Annotated in this window: 24 protein-coding genes; 11 read left to right on the plus strand and 13 right to left on the minus strand. The window is 68.9% G+C overall.

Going from position 1 to position 25,016, the window contains the following annotated elements; translation table 11 throughout:
• Positions 1-2: 2 nt before the first annotated feature.
• A complete protein-coding gene (locus ACQPYM_RS00115; protein WP_433012910.1) occupies positions 3-464 on the minus strand; it encodes a GNAT family N-acetyltransferase in 462 nt (153 codons plus the stop codon).
• Positions 465-562: 98 nt separating this feature from the next.
• On the opposite strand from ACQPYM_RS00115, the gene ACQPYM_RS00120 reads away from it, so the two are divergent.
• Both ACQPYM_RS00120 and ACQPYM_RS00125 read left to right on the plus strand, forming a co-directional pair.
• Complete coding sequence (locus ACQPYM_RS00120) at positions 563-1,264, plus strand: G5 domain-containing protein (protein ID WP_433012912.1); 702 nt, start codon at positions 563-565, stop codon at positions 1,262-1,264.
• A 521-nt stretch (positions 1,265-1,785) separates the two neighbouring features.
• Positions 1,786-2,415, plus strand: coding sequence for a VanZ family protein (locus ACQPYM_RS00125; RefSeq protein WP_433012914.1), 630 nt, complete (start codon positions 1,786-1,788; stop codon positions 2,413-2,415).
• A gap of 84 nt (positions 2,416-2,499) precedes the next feature.
• Here the strand turns inward: ACQPYM_RS00125 and ACQPYM_RS00130 are convergent, their stop codons facing one another.
• Positions 2,500-3,111 carry a pentapeptide repeat-containing protein gene (locus ACQPYM_RS00130; protein WP_433012916.1) on the minus strand — a complete coding sequence of 204 codons (612 nt, stop codon included), beginning with the start codon at positions 3,109-3,111 and terminating at the stop codon, positions 2,500-2,502.
• 75 nt (positions 3,112-3,186) lie between these two features.
• Between ACQPYM_RS00130 and ACQPYM_RS00135 the strand changes: the two genes are divergently transcribed.
• Positions 3,187-4,098, plus strand: a complete 912-nt coding sequence (locus ACQPYM_RS00135; protein ID WP_433012918.1) for an NAD-dependent epimerase/dehydratase family protein — start codon at positions 3,187-3,189, stop codon at positions 4,096-4,098.
• A gap of 4 nt (positions 4,099-4,102) precedes the next feature.
• On the plus strand, positions 4,103-4,867 hold the full coding sequence (locus ACQPYM_RS00140) for a protein phosphatase 2C domain-containing protein (protein WP_433012920.1): 765 nt from the start codon (positions 4,103-4,105) through the stop codon (positions 4,865-4,867).
• Here the strand turns inward: ACQPYM_RS00140 and ACQPYM_RS00145 are convergent.
• The 3 genes from ACQPYM_RS00145 to ACQPYM_RS00155 all read right to left on the minus strand — a co-directional run bounded on the left by ACQPYM_RS00145 (position 4,850) and on the right by ACQPYM_RS00155 (position 8,021).
• On the minus strand, positions 4,850-5,704 hold the full coding sequence (locus ACQPYM_RS00145) for a DUF4328 domain-containing protein (protein ID WP_433012922.1): 855 nt from the start codon (positions 5,702-5,704) through the stop codon (positions 4,850-4,852). The genes ACQPYM_RS00140 and ACQPYM_RS00145 overlap by 18 nt on opposite strands.
• Before the next feature lie 140 nt (positions 5,705-5,844).
• Positions 5,845-7,392: a glycerol-3-phosphate dehydrogenase/oxidase gene (locus ACQPYM_RS00150; protein ID WP_433012924.1), complete on the minus strand. Its 1,548-nt coding sequence runs from the start codon at positions 7,390-7,392 to the stop codon at positions 5,845-5,847.
• The gene (locus ACQPYM_RS00155) at positions 7,389-8,021 is read right to left on the minus strand and encodes a TetR/AcrR family transcriptional regulator (protein WP_433012926.1); all 633 of its coding nucleotides are present in this window, start codon (positions 8,019-8,021) and stop codon (positions 7,389-7,391) included. Before ACQPYM_RS00155 ends, ACQPYM_RS00150 begins: the two co-directional genes overlap by 4 nt.
• A gap of 95 nt (positions 8,022-8,116) precedes the next feature.
• Here ACQPYM_RS00155 and ACQPYM_RS00160 point away from each other — a divergent pair, with 95 nt between their 5' ends.
• Positions 8,117-9,706 carry an FAD-binding oxidoreductase gene (locus ACQPYM_RS00160; RefSeq protein WP_433012928.1) on the plus strand — a complete coding sequence of 530 codons (1,590 nt, stop codon included), beginning with the start codon at positions 8,117-8,119 and terminating at the stop codon, positions 9,704-9,706.
• Here ACQPYM_RS00160 and ACQPYM_RS00165 read toward each other — a convergent pair.
• Positions 9,690-11,876 (minus strand): PQQ-binding-like beta-propeller repeat protein, encoded by a 2,187-nt coding sequence (locus ACQPYM_RS00165; RefSeq protein WP_433012930.1) that lies wholly within the window; start codon positions 11,874-11,876, stop codon positions 9,690-9,692. The two genes, ACQPYM_RS00160 and ACQPYM_RS00165, sit on opposite strands and share 17 nt — an antisense overlap.
• A 65-nt stretch (positions 11,877-11,941) precedes the next feature.
• Positions 11,942-14,599, minus strand: a complete 2,658-nt coding sequence (locus ACQPYM_RS00170; protein WP_433012932.1) for a LuxR C-terminal-related transcriptional regulator — start codon at positions 14,597-14,599, stop codon at positions 11,942-11,944.
• 167 nt (positions 14,600-14,766) lie between these two features.
• Between ACQPYM_RS00170 and bdeA the strand changes: the two genes are divergently transcribed.
• The 3 genes from bdeA to ACQPYM_RS00185 all read left to right on the plus strand — a co-directional run bounded on the left by bdeA (position 14,767) and on the right by ACQPYM_RS00185 (position 17,447).
• Positions 14,767-15,633 carry a bis(hydroxyethyl) terephthalate hydrolase gene (gene bdeA, locus ACQPYM_RS00175; protein ID WP_433012934.1) on the plus strand — a complete coding sequence of 289 codons (867 nt, stop codon included), beginning with the start codon at positions 14,767-14,769 and terminating at the stop codon, positions 15,631-15,633.
• Positions 15,634-15,696: 63 nt separating this feature from the next.
• Positions 15,697-16,416 carry an SDR family NAD(P)-dependent oxidoreductase gene (locus ACQPYM_RS00180; protein ID WP_433012936.1) on the plus strand — a complete coding sequence of 240 codons (720 nt, stop codon included), beginning with the start codon at positions 15,697-15,699 and terminating at the stop codon, positions 16,414-16,416.
• Complete coding sequence (locus ACQPYM_RS00185; RefSeq protein WP_433012938.1) at positions 16,413-17,447, plus strand: S-adenosylmethionine:tRNA ribosyltransferase-isomerase; 1,035 nt, start codon at positions 16,413-16,415, stop codon at positions 17,445-17,447. Before ACQPYM_RS00180 ends, ACQPYM_RS00185 begins: the two co-directional genes overlap by 4 nt.
• Here the strand turns inward: ACQPYM_RS00185 and ACQPYM_RS00190 are convergent.
• From ACQPYM_RS00190 to ACQPYM_RS00200, 3 genes are all read right to left on the minus strand, one after another.
• A complete protein-coding gene (locus tag ACQPYM_RS00190; RefSeq protein WP_433012940.1) occupies positions 17,425-17,595 on the minus strand; it encodes a hypothetical protein in 171 nt (56 codons plus the stop codon). The genes ACQPYM_RS00185 and ACQPYM_RS00190 overlap by 23 nt on opposite strands.
• Positions 17,596-17,733: 138 nt before the next feature.
• A complete protein-coding gene (locus ACQPYM_RS00195; RefSeq protein ID WP_433012941.1) occupies positions 17,734-18,666 on the minus strand; it encodes an aldo/keto reductase in 933 nt (310 codons plus the stop codon).
• Positions 18,666-19,259, minus strand: coding sequence for a TetR/AcrR family transcriptional regulator (locus tag ACQPYM_RS00200; protein WP_433012943.1), 594 nt, complete (start codon positions 19,257-19,259; stop codon positions 18,666-18,668). Before ACQPYM_RS00200 ends, ACQPYM_RS00195 begins: the two co-directional genes overlap by 1 nt.
• Positions 19,260-19,316: 57 nt before the next feature.
• On the opposite strand from ACQPYM_RS00200, the gene ACQPYM_RS00205 reads away from it, so the two are divergent.
• Positions 19,317-19,733 carry a PPOX class F420-dependent oxidoreductase gene (locus ACQPYM_RS00205; protein WP_433012945.1) on the plus strand — a complete coding sequence of 139 codons (417 nt, stop codon included), beginning with the start codon at positions 19,317-19,319 and terminating at the stop codon, positions 19,731-19,733.
• Here ACQPYM_RS00205 and ACQPYM_RS00210 read toward each other — a convergent pair.
• The 3 genes from ACQPYM_RS00210 to ACQPYM_RS00220 all read right to left on the minus strand — a co-directional run bounded on the left by ACQPYM_RS00210 (position 19,722) and on the right by ACQPYM_RS00220 (position 23,633).
• Positions 19,722-20,513: a sugar phosphate isomerase/epimerase family protein gene (locus tag ACQPYM_RS00210; protein ID WP_433012947.1), complete on the minus strand. Its 792-nt coding sequence runs from the start codon at positions 20,511-20,513 to the stop codon at positions 19,722-19,724. The genes ACQPYM_RS00205 and ACQPYM_RS00210 overlap by 12 nt on opposite strands.
• A 77-nt stretch (positions 20,514-20,590) precedes the next feature.
• Positions 20,591-22,699 carry a DUF4328 domain-containing protein gene (locus ACQPYM_RS00215; RefSeq protein ID WP_433012949.1) on the minus strand — a complete coding sequence of 703 codons (2,109 nt, stop codon included), beginning with the start codon at positions 22,697-22,699 and terminating at the stop codon, positions 20,591-20,593.
• 205 nt (positions 22,700-22,904) lie between these two features.
• Positions 22,905-23,633: a DUF4328 domain-containing protein gene (locus tag ACQPYM_RS00220; protein WP_433012951.1), complete on the minus strand. Its 729-nt coding sequence runs from the start codon at positions 23,631-23,633 to the stop codon at positions 22,905-22,907.
• A gap of 125 nt (positions 23,634-23,758) precedes the next feature.
• Here ACQPYM_RS00220 and ACQPYM_RS00225 point away from each other — a divergent pair, with 125 nt between their 5' ends.
• Both ACQPYM_RS00225 and ACQPYM_RS00230 read left to right on the plus strand, forming a co-directional pair.
• A complete protein-coding gene (locus tag ACQPYM_RS00225) occupies positions 23,759-24,238 on the plus strand; it encodes a methylated-DNA--[protein]-cysteine S-methyltransferase (RefSeq protein WP_433012953.1) in 480 nt (159 codons plus the stop codon).
• A gap of 322 nt (positions 24,239-24,560) precedes the next feature.
• The gene (locus ACQPYM_RS00230; RefSeq protein WP_433012955.1) at positions 24,561-24,881 is read left to right on the plus strand and encodes a hypothetical protein; all 321 of its coding nucleotides are present in this window, start codon (positions 24,561-24,563) and stop codon (positions 24,879-24,881) included.
• The last annotated feature ends 135 nt before the right edge of the window (positions 24,882-25,016 follow it).

Here is a 25,016-nt window from a genome sequence, read left to right on the forward strand (position 1 = left end):
GGTTATTCCGTGGAGAAGGGTTGGAAGCCGCGGTGTTCGTAGTTGGGGAGGGCGTGGGGGTGGTCTTCGGAGGAGGTTTGCAGCCAGACGCGGCGGGTGGGGTCGCCCAGGGTCCAGGCGAGTTGGGTGGTGGCGGTCAGGAGGGCTGCGCCGAAACCTTTGCCCTGGTACTCCGGGACCAGGCCGAAGACCACGATGCCCACATCGCCGTTGCGGCCGCGGGAGAGTTCGACGAAGCCTGCGATTTCACCGCTCACCTGGGCGAACCAACTGCGGGCGTCCGGGTGGGACAGCTCGGCGAGCCACTCGTCGTCGCTCCACTCCATCCGTCCACGGGCCGTCAGCGGTGCCCAGATCCGGACGTAGGTGGAGCGGACCGCGGGAGCTGATTCCGGGCCGGCCACGATCAGGTCGATCGGGCTGGGCGGGGGCGCACCGGGGACCAACTGGTCCGGTGACGTCATCTCCAGACGCGTGATGATTTCGAAGCCTCCGAGGTCTGGCGAGTGGGATCGGTTGGGTGGATGGTGTGTGGATGAAAACTGAAGTGTGGTGCTGAAGTATGTGGGGGGCAAGAGGTAAGCGTTCAGCGGGGGGACTGCTGTTCGCACTGGGATTACTGCTGACCGGCTGCGGCGCCGAAGGCGCGGCACCCGTACCGCTGGCAGGCGAGGCCGGTACTACGGAGTCGAGCGCGCCCGCGCCGGTCGAGTCGTCGGCAACCCCGTCGGTCGAGCCGTCTGCTCAGCCGTCCGTCGAGGTGTCGAGTCCGGCGCCGGTCGAGACGTCGAGCACGCCGTCGGCGCCGGTGCCGAAGCGGGTCGCGCCGGTGCCGAGTGTGGTGATCAAGAACGTCGTGGTGGTCCGGCCGGTGCCGTTCAAGAAGAAGAACGTCAAGGATCCGGAGTTGCCCAAGGGCGAGGTCGTCGTGTCCACGCGCGGGGTGAAGGGCAGCAAGAAGGTCACCTACGCGGTGACCTACACCGACGGGCGCGAGACGGGCCGGCGAATCGTCAGCCAGACGGTCACTGTCCCGCCGGTCACTCAGATCACGTCGATCGGCACAAAGGTGGCCGAAGCCGAACCGGCCGGCGACTGCGATCCGAACTACAGCGGCGCCTGTGTTCCGATCGCGAGCGATGTCGACTGTTCGAGTGGCAGCGGCAATGGTCCGGCGTACGTCACCGGACCGGTCGAGGTGGTCGGTTCGGACATCTACGGCCTGGACGGCAACAACGACGGCATCGGCTGCGAGAACGGCTGAGCACGCGCAGCACGGGAACTGTCCCGAGCGACAGGAGATAGCCGCCCGATCGGCGAACTCGGCGGCCGACTCAGGCGGGCCGAGCCAACGCTGAAGGCACTACCTCCTGTCGCACGGAACGGCTAAGCAGTTCGGCGGGCTCGGGAGTACCGCTGGGGCCAGCACGACGCCGTCCCCTGCGGCTCGCCCGCAATGCGTTGTCGCCGGGCGAAAAGCCCGATGTGTTTGTTGCCCTTGGCTACTAGTTTGGTTGCCGTGTGCATCGGCCAGGGAGACCGTGCGTGACAGTTCGTGCACATATTGTCACGGGGATCTCACTGTTTGTTTGCGGGTGCGTGCAGATGTCCTGAGTGACCTAGCGGTCGACGGAGTGGACGCCGGAGTCTCTGTGGAGGAAGAGACATCGGGCAGACCACTGACGACGTGATCGCGCGAGCACCCACGGGCCGGTAGCAACGGCTAACAGCCACCGCTGCCGCCGCGGGATGCGTGAGCCGGTCGACTACGGAGGTTCCGGACGCGTGCTCGAGACCTATCGCGGCATTCCGCACCTGCTGGACACCTGGATCGTGCTGACCGGGATGGCGATTCCGATCGCCGTTTCGTCGATCCGCCGCCCGCGGGAGGTGGTCCCCAAGATCGCCGCGCTGCTGTTGCCGGCCGCCTGCACCCTGATTCTTGCCGCGACGCTCAGCCCGACCGCGCACCGGTTCCCCGCGAGCTGCGGCACGCACCTGAGCACGACCGGCGGCCTCACCTCGGTCCAAGGGCTGCTCAACGTGCTGCTCTTCATCCCGATCGCCGCCCTGCTGACGCTGGCCAGTGGCCGGCCCGCGGACGCGATCGCTGCCGGGATCGGGATGTCAGCCGCCGTCGAGGCAGTCCAGGCGCTGATCCCGCAGCTCGGCCGTTCCTGCCAGTTGCACGACCTGGTCGCGAACACGCTCGGTGCCTTCCTCGGCGTCGGCCTCGCAGCCGGCCTTCAGCTCGTACTGCGAGCCGCAACCCTCCCCGTCCTCAGCACCAATCCCGGGTACGTGGTGGAACACGGCGCGCTGCTCGTGACCCGTGGCCGCCCCGTGGCGAGGCACCGCCGGGGCGAACTGGCCCCCGCTTTGGCCAAGACCCGGCCCGTCGCCAGGGCTCGGTGAGGAGACCTGGATGGTTTTCCACAGGTTGTGGATGAACCGGGGGATGAATGGTCATAACCCTGGAGATATCCACAGGCAGCACGCTCAGGGACGCACCTCCAGACCCAGCGAGGTGGTGATCACGATCGCCTGGGGAAGATCGACGATGGCGTTCTTGAGCTCGACCGTGAGCGGGTCGAGCGTCGACAGGTCGGACCCTCGCAGGTCGGCGCCGGTGAAGTCGGCCCGCTGCATCCAGGCTCCGGACAGGTCCACGTCGCGCAGTACGGCCTTGGCGGCGCGGAGACCGGTGAGGTCCGCCTCGCGCAGCTTCGTACCGGAGATTTCGGCCCCGCGCAGATCAGCGCCGGGCAGTCCGACGAACGACCAGTCGCCGCCCTCGACCTTGAGAAGGTTGTAGGTGCAGTCGTCGAACATGCTCCCCATCAGCTTGCACCGGGTGAAGGTGCTGTCAAAGAACGAGCACCGGACGAAGGTGCAGTTCACGAACGCGGCCTCCAGGTGCACCGACGCGTTGAACCGGACCCCGCGGAACACGCACTCCTCGAAGACGCCGCGCTGGTTGTTCACCTCGGTGAAGTCCGAGTCGATGAACAGCACCCTGGTGTACGTCTGCCCGGACGGGTCGGCGTCGTCCCAGTCGCGAATCGTCGACTCCGTCTTCGGCGCCGCCCGGCCACCCTTGCGATCTGCCATGGCACTCCCATCAGTTAGCCCGAAGTTTGCCCTGCACCACCGACAGAGTGGTGCCGAACCAGGAGGATGAACGATGTGAGCGGATCAGAGCGAGTGATGGTGTTCGGCGCGGGCGGGTTCCTCGGCGGCGCGATCTGCCGGCTGCTCGAGGAACGCGGCATCGACCACCGCGGGTTCACCCGCAGTACCGGCGAGCCGCATCAGCGCTTCGACCTCGCCACCGGGCACTGTTTCGCACTCGACACCCAGTTCGGGCTCTACAAGCCGACGGTGATCGTCAACGCGGCGGCCGCGACCCAGGGCGACGTTCTCGAGCTCACCCGCGGCAACGTCGTCGCCGTCCAGTCGTTGCTGTCCTCGATGAACGGGCACGCCAGCAACGCGCGGTTCATCCAGATCGGCTCGGCCGCGGAGTACGGCGGTGCGCCGCGGGGCACGAGCCAGAACGAGCAGGCCGAGCTGCGGCCGGGCGGGGCGTACGGGTACACCAAGCTGGCCGGCTCCGAGCTCGTACTGCGTGCGCACCGCAACGGCGCCGACGCGATCGTGCTGCGCTCCTTCAACATCACCGGCCCGGGATCGCCGCCGAGCACCCTGTTCGGCCGGGTGCTCCGCCAGCTCGGTACGACCGGCACGATCGAGCTGGGATCGCTGGAGGCGTGGCGTGACTACGTCGACGTGCGGGATGTCGCGGAGGCGGTGGTCGCGGTCGCGACGGCCGAGGGGAAGCTGCCGCCGGTGCTCAACGTCGGCTCGGGCAAGGCGACGCTGGCCCGGGACGCGGTCCACCAGTTGGTCGAGCTGAGCGGGACCAAGACGAAGATCGTCGAGGGCGAGGCGCACGCCGGGCACGCGGGCTCCCCCGCCGACGCGGTCGCGTGGCAACAGGCCGACACCACGCTGATCGGCAAGCACCTCGGCTGGTCCAGCAAGATCCCCCTCGACCAGTCCCTCGCCGACACCTGGACCGCCCGCCCCGGAGAATAGGGGTGTGCAAATCTGGTCGGTCTGTGAGCCTGCGCCGGATCGAGTGGGGGTCAACGAGGATCTGGTGATCGCCGGGCCGGACTTCGTGGTGGTGCTGGATGGGGCGACGGCGCCGGCTGGGGTCGAGTCGGGGTGTGTGCATTCGGTGGTGTGGCTGGTCGCGCGGCTGGGGACTCAGTTGGCGATCCCGCTGCTGGGTGGCTCGCGGGCGCCGTTGGGCGATTTGCTGGCGGACGCGATTCTCGCCGTACGGGCTGAGCATGAGGACACGTGCGACCTGGCGAACCCGGACAGTCCGTCGTCGACCGTGGCGGTGGTGCGGATCTCTGACGAGCAGGTCGAGCATCTGGTGCTGGCGGATTCGCCGGTCGTACTGCGTGGTCCGGACCGGCGCGTGACGGTGCTCGCCGACAACCGGATCGACCTGCTGCCGGAGTACACGCTCGAGTCCGTACGCCGGTGGCGGAACCAGCCAGGCGGGTTCTGGGTCGCGAGCACCGAGCCCAAGGCGGCGTACGAAGCAGTCGCCGGTACTACGGAACGCGCTGCGGTCGAGGTGGTCGCGCTGCTGACCGACGGCGCTTCGCGGTACTCCGAGCGGTACGGGCACTCGTGGGAGGAGCTGGTCGGGCTGCTGGAGACGGGCGGGCCGCGAGCGTTGGTCGACCGGGTCAGGCGATATGACGGTGATGCGGCCGTCGGGGCGTTTCGGGGCAAGCGGTATGACGATGCGACCGCAGTACTGTGCCGCCTACCGTTGCCACGGTGATCGCTGCGCGTACGACGGGAACTCCGGCCGCGGCGCGTACTGCGGCGGGCCGGGCGGCGGCTGGTCGGACGGGCGGGACATGCGGGCGTCCTGCCAGGCATTGGTGCGGAACATCAGCAGAACCACGGCCGCGCCGGCCGCGGCCAGCAGCACGGTCGCGATGGTGAAGGCGATGTTCACCGTGAGGGCCAGGCCGACCATGAAGCTCTGCAGGTCGTAGAGGTCGAGGTAGTCGCCGCTCTCGGAGGCCGCCTCGGCGCGGTCGACGACGCGCACGATCCAGACCACGACGCTGAGGAAGGCGAGACTTCCGCCGCCGACGATGATCACCCAGAATGCGGTCCAGCACGCCCACCAGGTGTAGAGCAGGGTCTTGATCCGGCCCGGGTCGTCGGTCGGCTCGCTCGCCTGTACGACGTCCTCGACCAGTTGCAGCGGATACCAGAACTGGACGATCGGGGTGACCCACCCGCCGATCACCCAGCCGGTGTTGAGCCGATGCCGACCGCTGCCCAGTCGCTGGCCGCCCTGGTAGGTGACGCCGACCGACGGGGTGAGCAGCTCGGTGTTCTCGCGGGCCTTCCACAGCCAGACCAGGAAGACGGCTCCGGCGCCGGCGAACGTCATCCACATCAGGTTGAGCAGCGGGCCGCTCCCGGCGATCGACGCCACCGCGCGATCGAGCTCGTCGTCGGACAGCAGGCCGTAGACGAACCGCTTCACCTCGTCGTACGAGCGCCACATCAGCACGGCCTGGACGGTGGTGAGGATCAGCGTGAGCACCGCGAGGACGAGGAAGGCGATCGTGATCCGGCGCAGCGGCCGATACCGCCGCACGGGCGGCGGCACCAACGGAGGCCCCGGGAAATACCCAGGCGGCCCCGAATACGGCTGACTCACGTGTCCCACCTCCCCACCCCCAAGTTAACCCGCCCCCGGGAGCGTCCCCCAAGTTATCCACAGGCAAGACCCGTGGGTTAGACCGAGGCGAAGGCTGCCTGGGCTGCCGGTAGTGCCAAGGCTCGGTCTGTCGGGGAGAGGCCTAGGCGGGTTCGGCGGTCCAGGAGGTCGTCTTCGGTGAGGGCGCCTTCGTGGCGGATGGCGAAGATGAGTTCGGCGTGGGTTGTGGACAGGCCGGGGGCTATGGGGGCCAGGAGGGCTGGGGGTACGGCGATTACGTCGGTGGCCTCCACGCCGTAGCGGGCTACGAAGCGGGCGGGGGCTCGGACTGCTGCCAACTGGACGCGGTCGGCTGCTCCTACCAAGGGGATTCGGTGGGTCAGGCAGGGGCGTCGTGATTCGATGTTGGATTGGGTCAGGGCGGTGTCCAGGGCGTCCTGGGCCATTCGGCGGTACGTCGTCAGTTTGCCGCCGACGATGGTGACCACGCCGTCGGGGCTGGTGATCACCGCGTGGCGGCGGGAGATGTCGGCGGTTTTGTCCTGGCCCTTGTGATGGCCGGTGTCCAGGAGTGGGCGAAGGCCTGCGTAGCTGCCTAGGAGGTCGGCTCGGGTCAGCGGCTCTCGGACAGCGGTGTTGATCGTGGCCAGCAGGAAGTCGATCTCGGCGTCGGTCGCCCGCGGCACATCGCTGACCGGTCCCGGCGCCTCCTCGTCGGTCAGCCCGACATAGACCCGCCCGTCCGGCGCCGGAATCGCCATCACCACGCGCCGCAACTCCCCCGGCACCGGCACGGTCAGTACTGCGGACAGCCCACCGAACGCTGACTGCGGCAAGACCAGATGCGTGCCGCGACTCGGCCGCAACTTGATGCCGGAGGCAACTTGATCGGCCCAGATCCCGGTCGCGTTGATCACGATGCGCGCATCGAGATCGAGCCGTCGGCCAGACAGCTGATCGACCAGCACCGCGCCCCGCCCAGTCACCTGTTCGGCCGCGCAGTGGGTGATCACGCGAGCCCCGTACGACGCCGCGGTGCGCGCGATCGCGACGACCAGCCGCGCGTCGTCGTACAGCTGACCGTCCCAGGTGAGGAAGCCGCCACGCAGGCCCTCAGGGCGAACGGTGGGGGCGTACCGCAGTACCTCGGCCGAACTCACGCGACGGGAGTGCGGCAGGTAGTCGTCACTCGTGCGAGCGACAGTGCGGAGAACGTCGCCACCGAGGAAAGCTCCACGCAGCAACGCCGCCTGCGCAAGACGAGCCTGCGGAAACCACGGCGCCACCTGCGGTACCGGATGAACGAGATGCGGCGCGGTGGTCTTCATCAGGATGCCGCGCTCGACAGCACTCTCGTAGGCGATCCCCACGTGACCGGATGCGAGGTACCGCAGCCCGCCGTGGACGAGCTTGGAGCTCCACCGACTGGTGCCGAAGGCAAGGTCGTGCTTCTCGACCAGCGCCACCGTGAGACCGCGCGCGGCCGCGTCGAGGGCGACGCCGGCGCCGGTCACGCCGCCGCCGATCACCAGGACGTCGACCTGGCCGGTCGTGTCGAGCCAGTCGAGCTCACGGGTCCGCCGCGCAGCGTTGAGGCTCGGGTTGCCCACGGCGATCATGGTCATGGCATCAGGTACCTGGTGAGCATCACGCGCAGTTCCTCGTCCAGCTCCGGGTACTCCGCAGGCTCGGCCAGCACCGGCCCGGACACCGCGGAGGCGAGCGAGACCAGGATGATCTGCCGGGACAGCCAGTCGGAGTCACCGGCCCGGATCGAACCGTCCGCCTGGCCCGACTCGATCCCGGCCTTCACCAGCGCGAGGTGCGCGACCGTGCTGCTGCCGCGTCGCTCCAGCAGGTACGGCGTGAGGAACTCGGGGTCGAGCTCGATGATCTTGCGCATCAGCGGATGGGTCCGGGTCTTCGCGACCACCTCGACCACCCCCTCGACCAGCCGGGACCGCCCATCGACCGCGTCGGGCTGAAAGGCCGAGACGAGCGCGGTGGTCCACTCGCGCGTCATCAGCGCGGCGACCACCGCCTGCACGTTCGGCCAGCGCCGGTAGAGCGTGGCGCGGGAAACCTCCGCATGCCGGGCGATGTCGGCCATCGTCATCCGGCGCATCCCGATCGCCAGCAGCAACTCGTACGCCGCGTCGAGGATCCGCTCCTCGCCGATCGCGTTGGCCGGCGTCGGCCGGGTCGATCCGGGCGTACTGGAGGAGCTGTCGGTTTCGCTGCTACGCTGAGACATCACACGTCAGAGTGTATCAGCGACTTCTCAACCCCGCATCAACCCGCTGGCCTCGGCGTGACGCTACCTCCGAAGATCTGAGATGGGGAGTCCCCATGACCGAGTCCGACCTCCCGGTGGTCAACCTCACGCCCGGCCGTTGGGGCGATCCCGCGCAATCGGTCGAACTCCCCGCCGCCGCGCTGGAGGCGCTCAAGCACCTCGGCGTACGGCGTCCGCCGACTGCCGTCCCGCCCACGGACCCGGGTGCGGTCGACGACGACATCGCGACCCTGCTGGCCAAGGTGCTCGGTCCCGAGCACGTGAAGATCGACCTCGACACGCGCTGGAGCCACACCCGCGGCTACTCGACGCCCGATCTCCTCCGCCACCGCGCCGGCGACACCACGGACATGCCCGCCGCCGTCGTCTACCCCGGCTCGCACGACGAAGTACAGGCTCTGCTGGCCGCGTGCTCCGAGCAGCGCGTGGCCGTCGTTCCGTACGCCGGTGGCACGTCCGTCGTCGGTGGGCTTGCGCCTCAAGACACCGCCTTCATCGCCGTCGACCTGCGTCGGCTGAATCGATTGGTCGACATCGACGAGGTCTCCCGGACCGCAACGATCGAGGCGGGTGTCCGCGGTACCGCGGCCGAAAAAATGCTCGCCGAGCGCGGCTACACCCTCGGCCACTTCCCGCAGTCCTATGAAGGCGCGAGCATCGGCGGCTACGCGGCGACCAGGTCGAGCGGCCAGTCGTCAGCGGGGTACGGCCGCTTCGACCAGATGGTCGTCGGTCTCACGCTGGCCACCCCGCGCGGAACCATCGAGCTCGGCCGCGCTCCGATGTCCGCGGCCGGCCCGGATCTGCGACAACTCGTCCTCGGCTCCGAAGGAGCACTCGGCATCATCACCAGCGTCGTCGTCCGGATCCGCCCGCGCCCGGCCGAGCGGTCCTTCGAGGGCTGGCGGTTCGAGTCCTTCGACCACGGCCTGACCGCGATCCGCCGGCTCGCGCAGGACGGCCCGCTGCCGACGGTACTGCGCCTGTCGGACGAAGCCGAGACGGCGATCAACCTCGCTGACCCGAACGTCCTCGGCGGCGGCTCAGGCGGAGCCCTCGCGATCGTCGGCTTCGAAGGCACCCGTACTGCGGTACGCCGCGCCGAGGTCGCCGAGGTCCTCACCGCGGCCGGCGGCGAGCCGGTGGGCGAAGGTCCGGGCGAGACCTGGCGGCAGGGCCGCTACCGCGCTCCCTATCTCCGCGACCCCCTGCTCGACGAGGGCGCGCTGGTCGAGACGCTCGAGACCGCCGCCTTCTGGTCGAAACTCCCGGCGCTGAAGGCCGCGGTCACCGAGTCGTTGGTCAGCTCCCTGTCGGAGCAGGGGACCCCGCCGATCGTGCTCTGCCACGTCTCGCACGTGTACGAAACCGGCGCCTCGCTCTACTTCACCGTCATCTCCGCCCAGACCGGCGAGCCGGTAGCCCAATGGCGCAAGGCGAAAACCGCGGCCAGCCAGGCGATCGCCACAGCGGGCGGCACGATCACCCATCACCATGCCGTCGGCACCGACCACCGCGACGCCTACGAGCAGGAGATCGGCCCGCTGGCCGTGGAAGCCTTGCGGGCGGTCAAGCACGTGCTCGACCCGAACAACATCCTCAACCCCGGCATCCTGATTCCCCCCGTCAGCGAAGGGCGATGAGTCCGTCCGAGCCGCGAGCCAGTACGACGTCGCCGACGGCCCGCACCCCTTGGTTGCAGAAGATCTCCCGGGACGCCGGGACCTGACGAAAGCCGGACTCCTCGACCACCTGCAGCTTGCAGGTATCCAGCCGCTTGAGCGTGACCACTCGCGCGTCGGCCGTCACCGCCACCCGCCGGGACACGTCGATCGGGGCCGTGCGCTGCCAGCTGACAACACCAGTGCCGGCGTCGATCGCCGTCACCACGGTCTGCGTCTTGTCCGCCCCAGGGGGACAGTTCAGCAGGACGACTTTGTCACCGGCCTGCTCGACCCGGGTCTTGCAGCCCAAGGCTGACGGGAGCGGCCAGCGCCACTTCAACTCCCCGCTCCGGGCATCCATGCCGACCAGTTCCCGGTCCGACTTCAGTCCGACGACCAGGCTGCCGGCCACGAACGGGCTGCCGGCCCATTCCTCGGCCCGGCTCCACAGCTTCTCCCCGGTGCGGAGGTCCAGCGCGGCCAGCTCGTCGGGATCCTTACCGCAACTCCGGCCGAGGAACGCGACGGCTGTGTCAGCGGTGGCCACCGCGTTGATGCGGGTGCAGCGTCCGGGCTCGAAGGTCCAGCGATCCCCTCCGTCGGTGTCGACGCCGCGCAGCTTGTTCGACCCTTTGCCGACTTGCTCCTCTGTGAGCAGCGGGTCGGCGTTCTGGATGTCGTGATCCTGGGTGCGCCCCGGCCAGGCCGCCTTCCGCTTGCCGGTATCCGCATCCAGCAGGAGGTAGCCGACGTTGTCGAAATGGGCGAGCAGCAGTTCGCCGTTCCCGATGACCGAGAGATCAGGCAGGCCGCTGGCGTCGGAGCGCGTGTAGCGCCAGCGCGATTCCCCCGTTGCCGCGTCGAGCATCTCGACCGTCGCGGTTCTGCGGGTGGTCGCGATCCCGTACCGGGTGGACACGGCCCGGCCGAAGCTGTCCGAGTTGTACCCGTTCGATCTGCTGGACCAGGCCACGTCACCGGTCAGTTCCGAACGCACCCCGGGAGCGGCCGGCCCGTGCGGGCCGTCGAGGAACTCGTTGGCGTTCAGCGAGTAGATGCGCCAGAGCGGCTGGGTGATGAAGACCATCGCCAGCACGACCGCCACCGGTACGACGATCCGCGCGAGCAGCTGAGCCCGGTTGCCGATCCGCGCGCCGGCCGCGGCGGACGCAGCCACGGCGGCAGCGCCGGCGGTGATGAGCAGGATCGACGCGGTGAGCAGCAACGGAGCCCGCTCCCCGATACCGACCGAGGGGTTCGTGTCGGGCGCAAGGACCAGGACCGCGACCAGCCCGAGAACGCCGGCGCTGATCACCCCGCCGTCGACAATCCGCGCGGTGCGGCCGTTGCGACGCGAGAAGCGGAGCAACAGTGGAACAGCGGCGAGGGCGAGGACGGTCAGGACGATGGCGAGCCAGAGCTGGTCCGAGCCGAACTCCGGGATCCGCCAGGGCACCTGGGTGGCCACGAAAGCCAGGACGAACGCGCTGAACGCGCCGAAGCCGGCGAGGGCGACCAGACCGGCCTGCTGCCAACCACGCCAGGGCGCGGGCAGTTGGGCATCCAGGATCGCGAGTTCCGCGGAGAGGTTCTGCCGCGCGGCCCGGTCGAAACGGTCCCGCGCCAGTTGGGTTCGGTAGAGCGGCGCGGCCAGGGCGGCACGTAGTACGGCGTGGCGTTCTTTGACCGGAGTGTTCGCGTCGCGGCGTACTTCGGAAGCGTGGTCGGCGTAGTGGTCGGCGGCGAGGGTGGCGTTGACCGCATCGAGGAAGACGTCGGCGTTCGGGTCGCCGGGCGCGGTTGCCGCGTCGCCACCGGTCAGGCGAACGAGCCGGGCGACCTCGGCGATCCGGGCCGAGCTGACGTCGTACGAGGGCAAGAGCTCCTCGGCCAGCACGGCGGAGGCTTCGGCATCGTCAGCGGGCTGGGCGCCGGCTGCGTGGACAGCGCGATGGAACCAGACCGCGAGCCGGACCGCGGTGGGATCGGTGCTCAGCTGGTCGAGGGAGTCGAGCGCGGTGAGGATCGTCTCGAGGTACCGGTCGCGGTAGGCCTGGCGGTCGCGGTCGGTGTAGCGCGCGGCCAGCTCCTCGGCCAGCGGCGCCGAGTCCGGGATGAGCTCATGCCATCGATCCGTCAGCCCCGTCACCTCTCCATCGTGTCAGAGCCTTCGGCGCAACCTGTCGGCTCAGCAACCGTCTGCGTCGCAAGCGGTCAGCCCAGGAGCCGGGAGAGTTCGACCCGGGAGCGGACCTCCAGGCGGGCGAAGATGTTGCGGAGGTGGTGCTCCACCGTGCGGTGGCTGATAAACAGTTGGGCGGCGATCTCCCGGTTGGTCGCGCCCTGGGAGACCAACTGCGCGATCTGCGACTGCTGTGGGGTCAGCTCGGCGACTGCCTTCGTACGGCTGGGCTCGATGGTGTCGCCGGAGGCCCGCAGTTCCGCACGGACGAGGTTGACGAAATGTTCGGACTCGTACTGCTGGAAGATCCGCAACGCGTCGCGCAGATGCTCGCGGGCCAGCTTCGGACGCCGGTCGCGGCGCAGCCGGTGGCCGTAGAACAACTCGGTCTTGGCCAGTTCCATCGCGGTACCGCCGGCCCGGTGCAACCGGATCGCCTCGCGGAAGTGCTCGTCGGCTGCCGGATCGGCACCGGCGAGCAGAGCATGGGACCGATGAGCGAGCGCGAGCCTGGCCGGACTGCCCGTGCCAGTCGCCCAGCCCTCGAACTGGCGCAGCACATTGGCTGCCGTGGCCTGCCTGCCACAACCCACCGCCGCCTCCACGAAGTGCGGTGCGGTCATCACCTTGATGCCCGGATGCACGCGGCCGGTGTCGACCGCGAGCAACCGCAGCCGGTTGAGCGCGTCGGCCGGACGGTTGTCGACCAGGTCGACACACGCCAGCGTCCAGGAACCGAATGTGCTGGGCCGGCCGAGGCCACGACGGGTGACGTCGGCGGCGGCGAGACCCACGCGGTGGACGGCAGTGGTCTTGTCACCCTGCAGCGCCGCCGTCAGCGCGAGGATGGTCAGGTGGTCGACCACGGTGTTGGGCTGGCCCATCGAGGTCGCCTCGCGGACGCCCTCGAGCGAGGTGTCGACCGCGACCGAGTGCTGGTCGAGCAGCAGCGCCGCCAGTGACTTGTAGACCAGGGCCCACGGCACGAGCGAGGTCACCCCGGTATCGCGGGCGGCAGCCTCCGCCTGGGAGGCGAGTTCGAGCGAACGGCCGGCCCGTCCCAGCACGTACGCCGCCTGGCTGCCCCAGAGCTTCGACCGCGGATCGGTCAGCTCGGTCGCGAGCCGCACAGCCCGGCCGAGAGCGGGCCTGGCAGCGAGGTGATTGCCGGCAAAGGTAGCGGCCATGCCCTCGAGGTGGTCGAACATCAGCTGCGTGACCGGTGGTTCATTGGGCTGACGTAGGCCGGCCGCGCGGGCGGCGATGGTGCCGTGGCCGGCCTGGTCGCCCGCGATGCTGGCGGCCTCCGCCGCGTAGACCAGCGCGGTGACGGCCGCCGTGCGTTGGGAGTCGAGCAGCTCGTCGGAAGCCTTGAGCAGCCGGCGGACCGCAGTGCCGGGCACGCTGTCGCCGAGCTCGATGCCGCCGCGGACGAAGTCGGCCAGTCCCTGCAACTCACTGCCCCGCAGGTGGACGGCGGCCTCACCGAGGATCACGCGGGACTGTCGCGGCCGCCCGGTCGACCACTGATCTGCCGCGGCGGCGATCAGGTGCGCGGCCTTGGCCTGTGGTGACACCGCCAAGGAAGCGGCTCGCTGAGAAGCCAGCGAAGCGGCCAGGTAGTCACCCGTACGCCGCGCCTCGGCGGCCGCGGCGCCAAGTTCAACAGCCCGGCTCTCGACCAGGTCATGGCTCATCGCGGCTCGATGCCACAGCCAGCGCGACGGGTGCTGGTCTGGGTCGAGGAGCGTCGCGAGCAGTGCGTGAGCCTGACGGAGTTCGGCCGACCGGACTTCGGTGCGCAGTACGGAGCGGGTGAGGTGGGTCGACAGCTCGACATGTTGACCTCGCAGCACGAGCAATCCGCTGGTACGGGCCTCCTCCAGCGCCTCGCCGTCGAGGTGCGCGCGGATGACGGACTCGACTTCGAGATCCTCGTCGGCGATCGCGAGCAGGGTCAGGCGTCGGGCATCGGGTGAGAGGGCAAGGAAGCTCGCTCGCAGGCGAGCCCGCAGCGCGCTGTCCGGCGGCATTTCGCCGGTCTTGGCCAGCTCGGTGAGTGCCACGGGGTTGCCGCCCGCGAGATGGAGGACCTGTTCAGCGAGATCCTCTGACAGGCCCAGCGGGTTGAGATCCGAGAGCAGCTCCATCGCTGCTGCGTCGTCCAGCGGACCCAGTGGCAGGACGGGAAGGCCAGCCAAGAGATCGCGGCCGGGTTCCATGGCGAACAGCACGGCGAGGCGGTGGCCGGTGACGCGCCGGGCGACGAAGGCCAGCGCCTCGAGCGATGGCCGGTCCAGCGAACCGGCGTCGTCGACCAGGACGAGGACCGGCTTCTCGGTCGCCAGCTCGGCGAGCAGGCGGTGGACTTCGGCGTACAGGGTGAACGTGCTGCTCGGCGTACCGGCGGCCAGTCCGGTTGCCTGGCGCAATGATTCTGGGACGTCGGCTACTGGTTGGAGCAGTTGGTGCAGTCCTGCTGGTTCCAGTGCGGACTCGGCCGGTACGCCGTTGGCGGTCAGTACGCGGAATCCGGTCGTCGGCGCACTCCGCAGCAGCGAGCTTTTGCCGGCGCCGACGCCACCGGTGATCACCAGCGCGGATCCGCGGCCGTCGCGAGCAGCATCGAGCACTTCCTGCACGATGGCGCGCTCCCGATCCCGTCCGCGGAGTACGACCTCGGCAGCCATACCGACCAGTATCCCCGCCGGCGCCGAGCGAGGAAGGGGGCAACCGGCTGGTGATTGCACCGATGCGGGTGCGGGGCAGGACACGCAGGATGGCAACACGACGGTAACCAGTCAGGCACTGTGGGTGATCGACGTCTTCCGCCCCGACCGAAAAGAGTGTGAGCGACGTGAAGTTTCGCAGCTTGGCCACGACACTGACGCTGGCAGCGGCCCTGGTGGGCACCGCGGTCACGGCTCCCCCGGTGCTGGCCGCCGAGAACCCGTACGAACGCGGGCCCGCTCCGACCACTTCCAGCATCGAGGCGTCCCGCGGCCCGTTCGCGACCGCCACGACGACTGTCCCCTCGACCGTCACCGGGTTCGGTGGCGGGACGATCTACTACCCGACGACCACCACCGCGGGCACCTTCGGCGCGGTCGCGATCTCGCCGGGCTTCACCGGACGGCAGTCGTCGATCTCCTGGCTGGGCCCCCGGCTGGCCTCGCAGGGCTTCGTGGTCATCACCATCGACACGAACTCGATCTATGACCAGCCCGACAGCCGAGGGACCCAGTTGCTGGCGGCGCTGGACTACCTGACCCAGCGCAGCACGGTCCGGACCCGGATCGACGCCGGCAGGTTGGGAGTCATGGGCCACTCGATGGGCGGTGGCGGAAGCCTGCGCGCGGCGTCTCGGCGACCTGCTCTGCAGGCGGCGATCCCGTTGACCGGGTGGCACACCGACAAGACGTGGGGCGAGGTCCAGGTCCCGACGCTGGTGGTGGGTGCCGACGAAGACTCGATCGCGCCGGTGGCGTCGCATTCCGAGCCGTTCTACACCAGCCTGTCGGCGAGCCTGGACAAGGCGTACCTGGAGCTGCGGAACGCAAGCCACTCCGCGCCGAACACCTCGAACACCACGATCGCGAAGTACAGCATTTCGTGGCTCAAGCGGTTCATCGACAACGACACCCGCTACGAGCAGTTCCTCTGCCCGGCCCCGGCGCCGAACCTGCAGATCGCGGAGTACCGGGACACCTGCCCGCACTCCTGACAGCAAGTGCCGCTGTGCACGACTCTTGACCTCAAGTCGGCTTGAAGTATGAGAGTGACGGGCATGACTCCTGAATCCCTGACCCGTCCCGTCGCTCTCATCACCGGTGCCTCCGCCGGGCTCGGCCTCGCCCTCGCGAACGGGCTGGCCGAGCGCGGCTGGGCGCTGATCATCGACGCCCGCGGGGCGGATGCCCTGAAGAACGCGGCCGACACGCTCGCCGCCCACACCGACGTCGTACCGCTGGCCGGTGACGTCACCGATCCCGAGCACCGGGCCGACCTGGTCGACGCCGTCGATGAGCTCGGCCGGCTCGACCTGCTGGTCAACAACGCCAGCTACCTCGGGCCGAGCCCGCTCCAGCGCTTCGCCGCTACCGATCTCGCCGAGCTGCGGCGCGTGTACGAGGTCGATGTGATCGCGCCGATCGCGCTGGCCCAGGCACTGTTGCCGGAGCTGACCGCTGCCTCCGGGGCGGTGATCAACATCAGTTCCGACGCGGCAGTCGAGGCTTACGAAGGCTGGGGTGGGTACGGCTCGGCCAAGGCTGCACTGGACCACGCGAGCGCAGTACTGGCCGCAGAGCATCCTGGGCTCGCCGTCTACGCGGTCGACCCGGGTGACCTCCGTACTGCGATGCACCAGGCCGCGTTCCCCGGTGAGGACATCTCGGACCGGCCGGAGCCTGCGAGCGTAGTACCGGCGTTTCTGCAGTTGCTGGACAGCCGGCCGGCGAGTGGTCGGTACCGGGCTGCCGAGTTCGCTCCGGCGGTGACCTCGTGAGAGTCCATCCACAGACCAGGTTCACGTTGCCGGATGAGCTGAACGCTGTCGAACCACCGGAGGCCCGCGGGCTCGCTCGCGACCAGGTGAAGCTGCTGGTCGCGGAGGGGTCGACCGTCACGCACACACGGTTCGACCGGATCGGGGAGCACCTGCGGCCCGGCGATCTGCTGCTGGTCAACACGTCCGGCACGCTGGCCGCCGCGGTCGACGGCTCCTGGATCACCGGCTCAGGTGTCGCTCCAGTGGTCGTGCACTTCTCCACTGCGCTCGACGACGGCAACTGGGTGGTGGAGTTGCGCAATGGCGGCTCCCCTCTGTTCGACGCCTCCGCAGGTGACCAGGTGGAGTTGCCTGAAGGGGTACTGACTCTGCTCGAGCCGTACGAGCCGAGCGGCACCCGGCTGTGGCGCGCCAAGCCGCCAGCAGCCGACGTGGTCGACTACCTGCGACGCAACGGGCGGCCCATCACCTACAAGTACGTCGGCCAGCAGTGGCCGTTGGCCCTCTACCAGACGGTGTTCGCGAACCAGCCGGGCTCTGCGGAGATGCCTAGCGCCGGCCGGCCGTTCAGCTTTGAGCTGGTGAGTCAGCTGGCGGCGGCCGGCGTACTGATCGCTCCGATCCTGCTGCACTGCGGGGTGTCGTCACTGGAGAGTCACGAGCCACCCCTGCCCGAGCGGTACGACGTATCGGAGCACACCGCGGGGCTGGTCAACTGGGTGAAGGCCAATGGCGGTCGGGTGATCGCGGTCGGGACGACGGCGGTTCGCGCGATCGAGTCGGCGGCTCAGCCCGATGGCGCGGTGGTCGCGTCCAAGGGGTGGACCGATCTCGTCCTCGGGCCTGACCATCCGGCGACTGTGGTGGACGGGCTGATCACCGGCATGCACGCGCCGGAGGCGTCCCATCTGTTGCTGCTCGAATCCGTGGCTGGGGGCGACGTCGTCCAGCGTGCCTACGACGCCGCCCTCGAACACTCGTACCTGTGGCACGAGTTCGGTGACGTCAGTCTTTTGCTGCGTCACTGACCTCGGCGTTGTCCGCCTCGGCCTCCACCGGCTCGACCGGGTCGAAGTCGGCGGTACTGAGAGCTGCTGGTGGCCCGACCGGGGCCGGGCCGGTTTCGTTCCCGGGCCGGGCCCGCTTGTCGACCGCCCGCGGGCTCACCGCGGCCACCGCCTGATGTTGATGCCCATCATGAATGTCCTTACCTGCACGGTCCCCCGTTGGGACTTCACCTCTTTTGACGAGCGATGGGTACCCCGCGTCATGCGCCGACGCGAAATTGTGGCCTAGGCCCGTTTGGTTCGGTTTTCAACGGCCGATCACCCGACCGGGGTGGGACAGCTCGGCGGGGATGAAATCCGTGGGGAAGCCGACCTCGAATCCGGTCGCCGACTCCAGCCTGGCGACGGCCTCGGCCGGCAACTCGACGGCGAGTGCAGCGAGGTTGTCCGCCATCTGCTCGACCGAGCTGGCTCCGACCAAGGGAAGGACACTTTTCGATCGCACTCGGGTCCATGCCAGCGCCACCTGAGGCGGCGTCACCCCCAACTCTCCCGCGACATCCCGTACTGCGGCCAGCACGGCCCGCTCGCGATCGTTCTCTGCTGCCTCGACCGGCCGGGCCAGCTTCCCGTGCGCGAGCGGGGCCCAAGCCGTGACGGACATCCCGAAAGCCTCGGCCATCGGGAGCAGCTCACGCTCGATGTCCCGCTGGAGAAGGCTGTACGGCACTTGCAGTCCGGCGAAGGGGGTCCAATCCCGGAAGTGGGCCAAGGTATTCGCCTGCGACACGACCCAGGCCGGCGCGTCCGAGATCCCGGCGTACAGGATCTTCCCGGCCCGGACGGCATCGTCGAGCGCGCGAAGTGTCTCCTCGATCGGTGTGTGCGGGTCCCAGCAGTGCACCCAGTACACGTCGAGGTACTCCGTGCCGAGCCGGCGCAGGCTGGCTTCGAGGGCGAGCCGGAGGTTCTTCCGATGGTTGCCGGCGGCATTCACATCGGTGGGGTCGCGGGGCAGCGTGTACTTCGACGCGACCACGAACCGGTCCCGGCGCTCGGCCAGTACGGTGCCGACGATCTGCTCGGTCTGGTATGCGTCAGCCGTGTCGATGAAGTTGCCGCCGGCCTCGGCGTACGCGTCGATGATCGGCCGGGCCTGGTCCACCGAGCCGAACCGCATGGCGCCGAGGACGAGCTCGGAAACGCGCAGGCCGGTCGGCCCGAACAGGCGGTAGCGCATCAGCGGCCGTATCCGTGCAGGAAGGCGCGAACGCCGGTCGTGACGGCCTCGGTGATCTCTTCGGGGGTCATGCGTGCTCCTAGGTAGGACGGATTGGCGCCCGAGATGAGCAGGGAGAAGTGCAGAGCGGTACGCATCGGGTCGTCGACGCGGAGCAGCCCTTCGGCGGCCAGCGCGGCCAGGCGATCAGCCAGCGCACGGCGTACTGCGAGTGGTCCGGCCTCCTGCCACGCGTCGATCGCCTCTTGCGGGATGTGGCCGGCCTCGGCGTTGACCTGCCGGACCAGTGCGGAGTGCTCCGCGTAGTCCGGCATCGGCGTCCGCCAGGCGATGCCGAACTCGACCAGGTCGGCCTCCAGGTCGGTGACCTTGCGGAGGTATCGGTCGACGATGTCCAGCTGCGCGGCGGCCACCCGCTGCGCACTGTCCTGGATCACCGCCCGGAACAAGCCGGCCTTGTCCTGGAAGTGGTTGTAGATCGTCCGCGACGACACCTGAGCCTCCGCCGCGATCACGTCGATACTCGCGCGGGCGTAACCGTCGCGCGCGAACACGGTCAACCCGCCGGAAAGTACTGCCTGCCGCTTGTCCACAGGCTCAGCATACAACGACCGTTGTACTAACTACAACGTGCGTTGTACCTTCGGATCATGTCATTCACCGAAGAAGAACTCGCATATCTGAAGACCCAGCGGCTGGCCCGGATCGCCACCACCGGCCCGGACGGCCAGCCGGACGTCGTACCGGTCGGCTTCGAGTACGACGGCCGCTACTTCTACGTCGGCGGCGTGGATCCGGGACGCACCCGCAAGGTGCTCAACGTGCGGGCCGGGCAGGAGAAGGTCGCTCTGGTCATCGACGACCTGGTGTCGATCGATCCCTGGTCCCCGCGCTTCCTGCGGGTGTACGGCACCGCCGAGGTGGTCGAGCGCTCGGGGATGTTCGGTGCCGGTGTCTATCTGCGGATCACCCCGACCATCTCGTGGAGCTGGCACCTGGATGGGCGGCCGCTGTCCGGCGAGGACGACACTTTCGTGCCCCGCCGGACGAAGCACTCAGCTGTTTAGCCAGCTGAGCGTGGCGGGGAGGGCCTCGGTCAGCGGTGGGAGATGGGGGTGCCACTTCAGCTCCCACTCGAGGGAGAGCCAGTAGTCGGTGCCTTGCAGGGTCCGCAGGAGCTCGGCGATCGGGTAGTCGCCGGTGCCGATCGGGACCGGCTGGTAGTCCTGGGTCGAGTCCTCGTCCTTGATCTGGATGAAGTCGATCCAGGGCTTCAGGAGCTCGAAGGCTTCGGCGGGGGTTTCGCCATGGCTCCAGGTGTGGGCGCTGTCCCAGATCACCTTGACGTTGTGGTGTGGCACCTCGGCGTCGAAGTGCCGGCAGAGCGCGGCCATCCTGGCGCCGGCCGAGTGTGAGTCGTGCGTCTCGAGCAGGATCCGTCCCTCGCTCGGGGCCGAGGCCACCCGGTCGAGCGCGCGGATCTCACCTGGCGTCAGTGGAGCACCGGCCAGTACCGACGGCTTGCCCGGCTGTCCGGGGTCATCGCCGGGGAACACCCGGACGCCGCGGGCACCGAGATCGGCGGCGAGCTCGAGGTGGGCTTCGAGTGGCTGCTCCTCGACCGCGCACAACCGGACGTAGCTGTTGACCGAGAGGATCTCCAGCCCGGCGTCCTCGATTCGGCTCCGAAGCGTCCGGCGCTCGGCCGCGGTCAGGCCGAGATGGGTGAACTCGTCGTCCGCGGTCCGCAGTTCCAGCCCTGCGAAATTGTTGCTTTGGGCAAGTTCCAGGACGTGGTCCAGTGGAGCGCCAGGACAGCCGAGCGTGGAGAAGCCAAGTCGCGTCATCTCCTGATCCTAAAACTGATGGCCTGATCCCGGGGAAGGGATCCGGCCATCGCGACGCTGGTTGGGGGGTCGGTCGGTCAGACCCAGCGTCGCCGGGGGTGGGTCCGGGGGGCGGTGGTCGCCGAGTCGTCGTCCTTCTTCTCCGGGGCGGCCGGCTCGGCCGGGGCCTCGTAGGAGTACGGCGAGGACTGGTAGTCCGTGGCCGGCTGGTCGGAGTAGCTGGTGCTGTAGTCCGAGGTGTACTCGCTGGAGTAGCTCTCCTGCGGGTAGGTCGGGGTGCTGTAGTCAGGAGCGCTGTAGGAGGTCTCCTGCGCCGGCGTGTACGAGTCGTAGCTCGTGGTCGGGCTGTACGACTCGTACGAGCTCTCCGACGAGTAGCTGTCGTACGACGGGGTGCTGTAGCTGGTGTCCGCCGTGTACGTCGGCTCCGGCGCGGCGGGCGTCGCCGGCTCGGAGTACTGGTAGTTGGGCGAGTAGTCCGAGGTGTACGACCTCTCGTAGTCCGGGGTGCTCGCCGCCGGGGCGTCGTACGCGGTGTAGGTCGTCTCCGGTGCGTAGCTCGGCGCCGGGCTGTTGTAGCTGGCGGCCGGCGTGTACGACGGCTCCGGCCCGTACGACGGGACTGTCGGCAGCGGCTTCGACGGGGTCAGGAAGTCGTCCTGCTCCGGGAGGGACGGCGCCGACTGGTAGTAGGTGTCGGATGCGGGCACCGCGGCCTGGACCGTCGACGGGCTGTCGACCGCGACCCGAGCGGCCCGGCGACCAGCGCGCGCAACGGGCGCGGGCTCATGCTCGGGTGCGGGCTGGGGAACGGCTACCGGCTCGGAGGAGGTCAGGTAGTCGGAGGAGCTGCCGCCGTACGAGTAGGGCTCGGAGTACGGGCTGGTCCAGGAAGGCTCCGACGGCTCCGAGGCGCGAGCAGCCGGCTGGTACGCGTACGGGCTCGGCTGGGCCGGGGCGAGCGACGGCGGTGCGACGGTCTCGGCCTGCCAGCTCGGCAGCGGCGCGGACAGCAGGTCATCGCTCGGCGTGGGCGGGTACGGGTTGGACGGGCTCGACCAGGTCGGCGTCTCCAGTCCGGAAGCCGTCTGCAGGTACGACGGAGTCGCCTCGATCACCTGACCGGTGTCCTCGCGCCAGCTCTCCACCGGGCTGAACTGCTCCGTGGCCGGGCCGGTGTCCTCCCACGACTGGGCGGCGGGCGCGTCGGCGACGGGAGCGAACGGGCTCCACTTCGGCGCGGCCTCTTCGGCGGCGGTGGCGCCGGCGTTGGCCAGCTGCAGCGCCGGCTGACGCTCCTGCAGCGCCGGTTGACGCTCCTGCGGTGCAGGGTGACGCTCCTGCATCGCGGCCGGAGCCGCGATCGGCTCGGCGATCACTGGCTGCTCGGAGGTGTCGTCGTCGGCAGCGACCCGGTACGACGGGACGGCCACCAGCTTCGGCTCGCGCTGGTCCCACCAGGGCATCCACTCGCGGGTGGTCTGCATGGTGTTGATCCGGCGGATGATCAGCGTCGCGGCCACCGCGGCGACGGCGGTCAGCGTCATCGACGCGGTACCGGCCAGGGCGATGCCGCGCAGGGAGCCGACGGTCGCCTCCATCCACATCAGCGCCCGGCGGATCACCACGTCGAACACCAGAGCGCCGACCCAGGCGACCCACCACACCGAGGTGAGGAGGGGCTTCCTGAGCCGGCGGAGGTCGTCGGCGTACACGGGGGTCTTCGGATCGCTGGCCAGCCAGATGTCGTCGACGATCTGCTTGGGGTAGACCAGGTTCGGACCGGGGCAGAACCAGCTGGCCAGCACCCAGCCGTGGCTGCGGCGATGGTCGGCCTGGCAGAAGACCTCGGAGTTGACCCGGACCCGCCACAGCCAGATCACGAAGACCACGGCGGCGGCGACGGAGATGATGACGTTCGGGATCGAGGTGAGCCGGGAGATGCTGTCGGCGCGGTTCAGATCCGCGTCGTCGACGTTCGGGCCGCCACCGAGGTAGCTGTTGACGACGCCGTAGGTGTTCCAGTCGGACCACGTGCAGAGCAGATGAGTGACGGTCGAGGCGCCGAGCAGCCCGATCGCGATCCGGCCGATGGTGCCGACCTGCTGAAACTCCTCAGCCGCGTGTGGCTGCCACTCATCTTTTTCTTCAACAGCAGAAAGAACTGCTCGTTGCGGGTGGCTCACGTCGTGCGTCCCTCGCGTTGCTGGAACTCCGTCTGTTCGGCGTTTCGGTCGAGTCCTGCCCCCGCGTGACCGAGCCACATTGATACCACGAAGTAAGTACTCGTGTGGAGTCGATGCCAGCACAGAGGGTATCGACTTAACGCGGTCTTTTCGTACGCCCATCACCACTTGTAACGACGAAGTCGACCGTCCGTGACGCTTTGGTTTACCCGGCAGGCGGTTGGAATCCGCGGTCCAGCGGGAAACCTGCCTGGTCCTGGGCCCACCACGGCGTCCACGGCCGGTGCAGCTGGAGCTCGTTCACGCGCTGGATCAAGATCACTGCGAGTACTGCCGCGGCCGTCGTACTGACCGCCGAGATGCCGGACGTCACAGCATTCGTCCGAAGTTCGGAAAGTGGCGGCTCACCCACCAGGACACTGCGCTGCGCGACGTTGTCGAGCACCAGTCCGACCACCCAGGTCAGCCACCACGCCCAGACCAGCCGGGTGCCGGGGATGTCGCGCAGGCGCTCCGTCTGCGGTGGGGTGCGCGGATCGCTGGCCGCGACGATGTCGTCCACCACCCACTTGGGGTACCAGAGGTTGACCACCGGGCAGATCCAGCTGCCGAGCACCCAGCCGCGGGTCAGCCGGTGCTCGCCGCGGCAGAACATCTCCGCGTTCCAGCGGACCCGCCAGAGCCAGACGATGAAGACCGCCGCGGCGCCCAGCAGCGCTAGCGCGGCGACGATGCCGAGTGATCCGGAGATCAGGTCGGCCTGGTCGCGACGAGCCTCGTCGCCGGGGTAGAGCTTGAGCGTGCGGTAGGAGTTCCAGTCGGACCAGGCGGTGGCCCAGCTCAGCACCGTGACGACTCCGATCAGGACCGAGGCGGCCAGGCCCATGGCCTGTTCGGAGCTGAACCAGCGGTCCATCGGTGGCTGACCGACCATGTGCACCCCCTCGGAACGGTGACCGGGAACGGTGAGGAGATCAGAAATAGCACACAGACAGTGATCGGGCGAGAACCTTGTGTGCGGCCCGGTGCGGTGTCGGTGCTGTGAGGGACGATAGAGCCATGCGCTGGTCTGTGCTCGATTCGCCCATCGGCGAGCTGTCCGTGGCCGTCGACGACGACGGTCTGTGCCGGGTGCGGTTCGGCGCGATCGAGCTGGGGCCGGAGCGCGCCCAGGACCCGCTGCTGACGGCTGCTGAGGAGCAGTTGACGGCGTACTTCGCCGGCGAGCTCAAGGAGTTCGACCTGCCGCTGTCGGTGCGCGTCGGGTCGAAGTTCGAGCGTGCGGTCTGGGACCAGCTGATGCGGATCCCGTACGGCGAGATGCAGACATATGGGGATGTCGCCAAGGCGGTCGGTGATGCGGGAGCCGCGCGAGCGGTCGGGACGGCGTGTAACCGGAATCCGATCCCGGTGATCGTGCCGTGCCATCGCGTCGTCGGAGCCGGCGGCAAGATGGTCGGCTTTGGTGGTGGCATTCCGCTGAAGCGGCATCTGCTCGAGCTCGAGGCCCGGATCACCCTCGAAACCAGCTGGCTGTAGACGGCTCGCTGGACGCTCGGCACCAGCTGGCTCTGGATGCTCGGCGTCGGCTGGCTTGGGCGCTCGGTAGCGGCTGGCTTTGAGTAGCTGGGGGCGGCAGTGCGGGGCGGCGATGGAACCCTGCGTGAAGAAGTTCCGGCCGAACCGTAAAGAAGTCACCGCTCCGGCGGATCCGATGGTTGTGCTCGGCCGAACAAGCGCTAATGTCTCGGTGTGTGATCAGCCTGACACGGGTCGATCACACGTTTGACTCAGAGCTCCGGTCCGTCCGCCGCTGCCGCACCCTGGTTCCGCCCCCGCACCCTGCCCGGAGACGAAAGAGATGACCCAACCCTCGTCCAGCTCGGCACCCCACGACGACCTGAGCGACCTGATGGACAAGAGCGCGGAAGAGTGGTCCGCGCCGGAGATCCAGGACGCCGCCCGCTCGGCGATGCAGCTGCACGCCCCGGACCGCGAACCGCTCACCTGGATCAAACGCTTCGGCGTCCTGCCCTGGCTGCACCGCAACCACGCCGTCTGCCGCGAGTGCGGCGGCAGCTACCCCTGCATAACCCACCGCTACGCCACCCAACTCCTCTCAGCCGGGAGAATCCCCAACACCCGCCCCGACCGCCCCACCGAGGACCCTTCCCCCGCCTGACCCCAGCCCGCCCTGGGCCCGCTGAGACAGTCAGCTGAGCTGAAAGTCAGCGGATCTTGATCCACCCCAGGCGGACGACAACCTCAGCCACTGCGGCGAGTGTCCGCCTCATCAAAGCGGCGGGCCGGAACAGTC

It is taken from the genome of Kribbella sp. CA-294648, assembly GCF_050943845.1.
In the GTDB taxonomy this organism is placed as follows: domain Bacteria; phylum Actinomycetota; class Actinomycetes; order Propionibacteriales; family Kribbellaceae; genus Kribbella.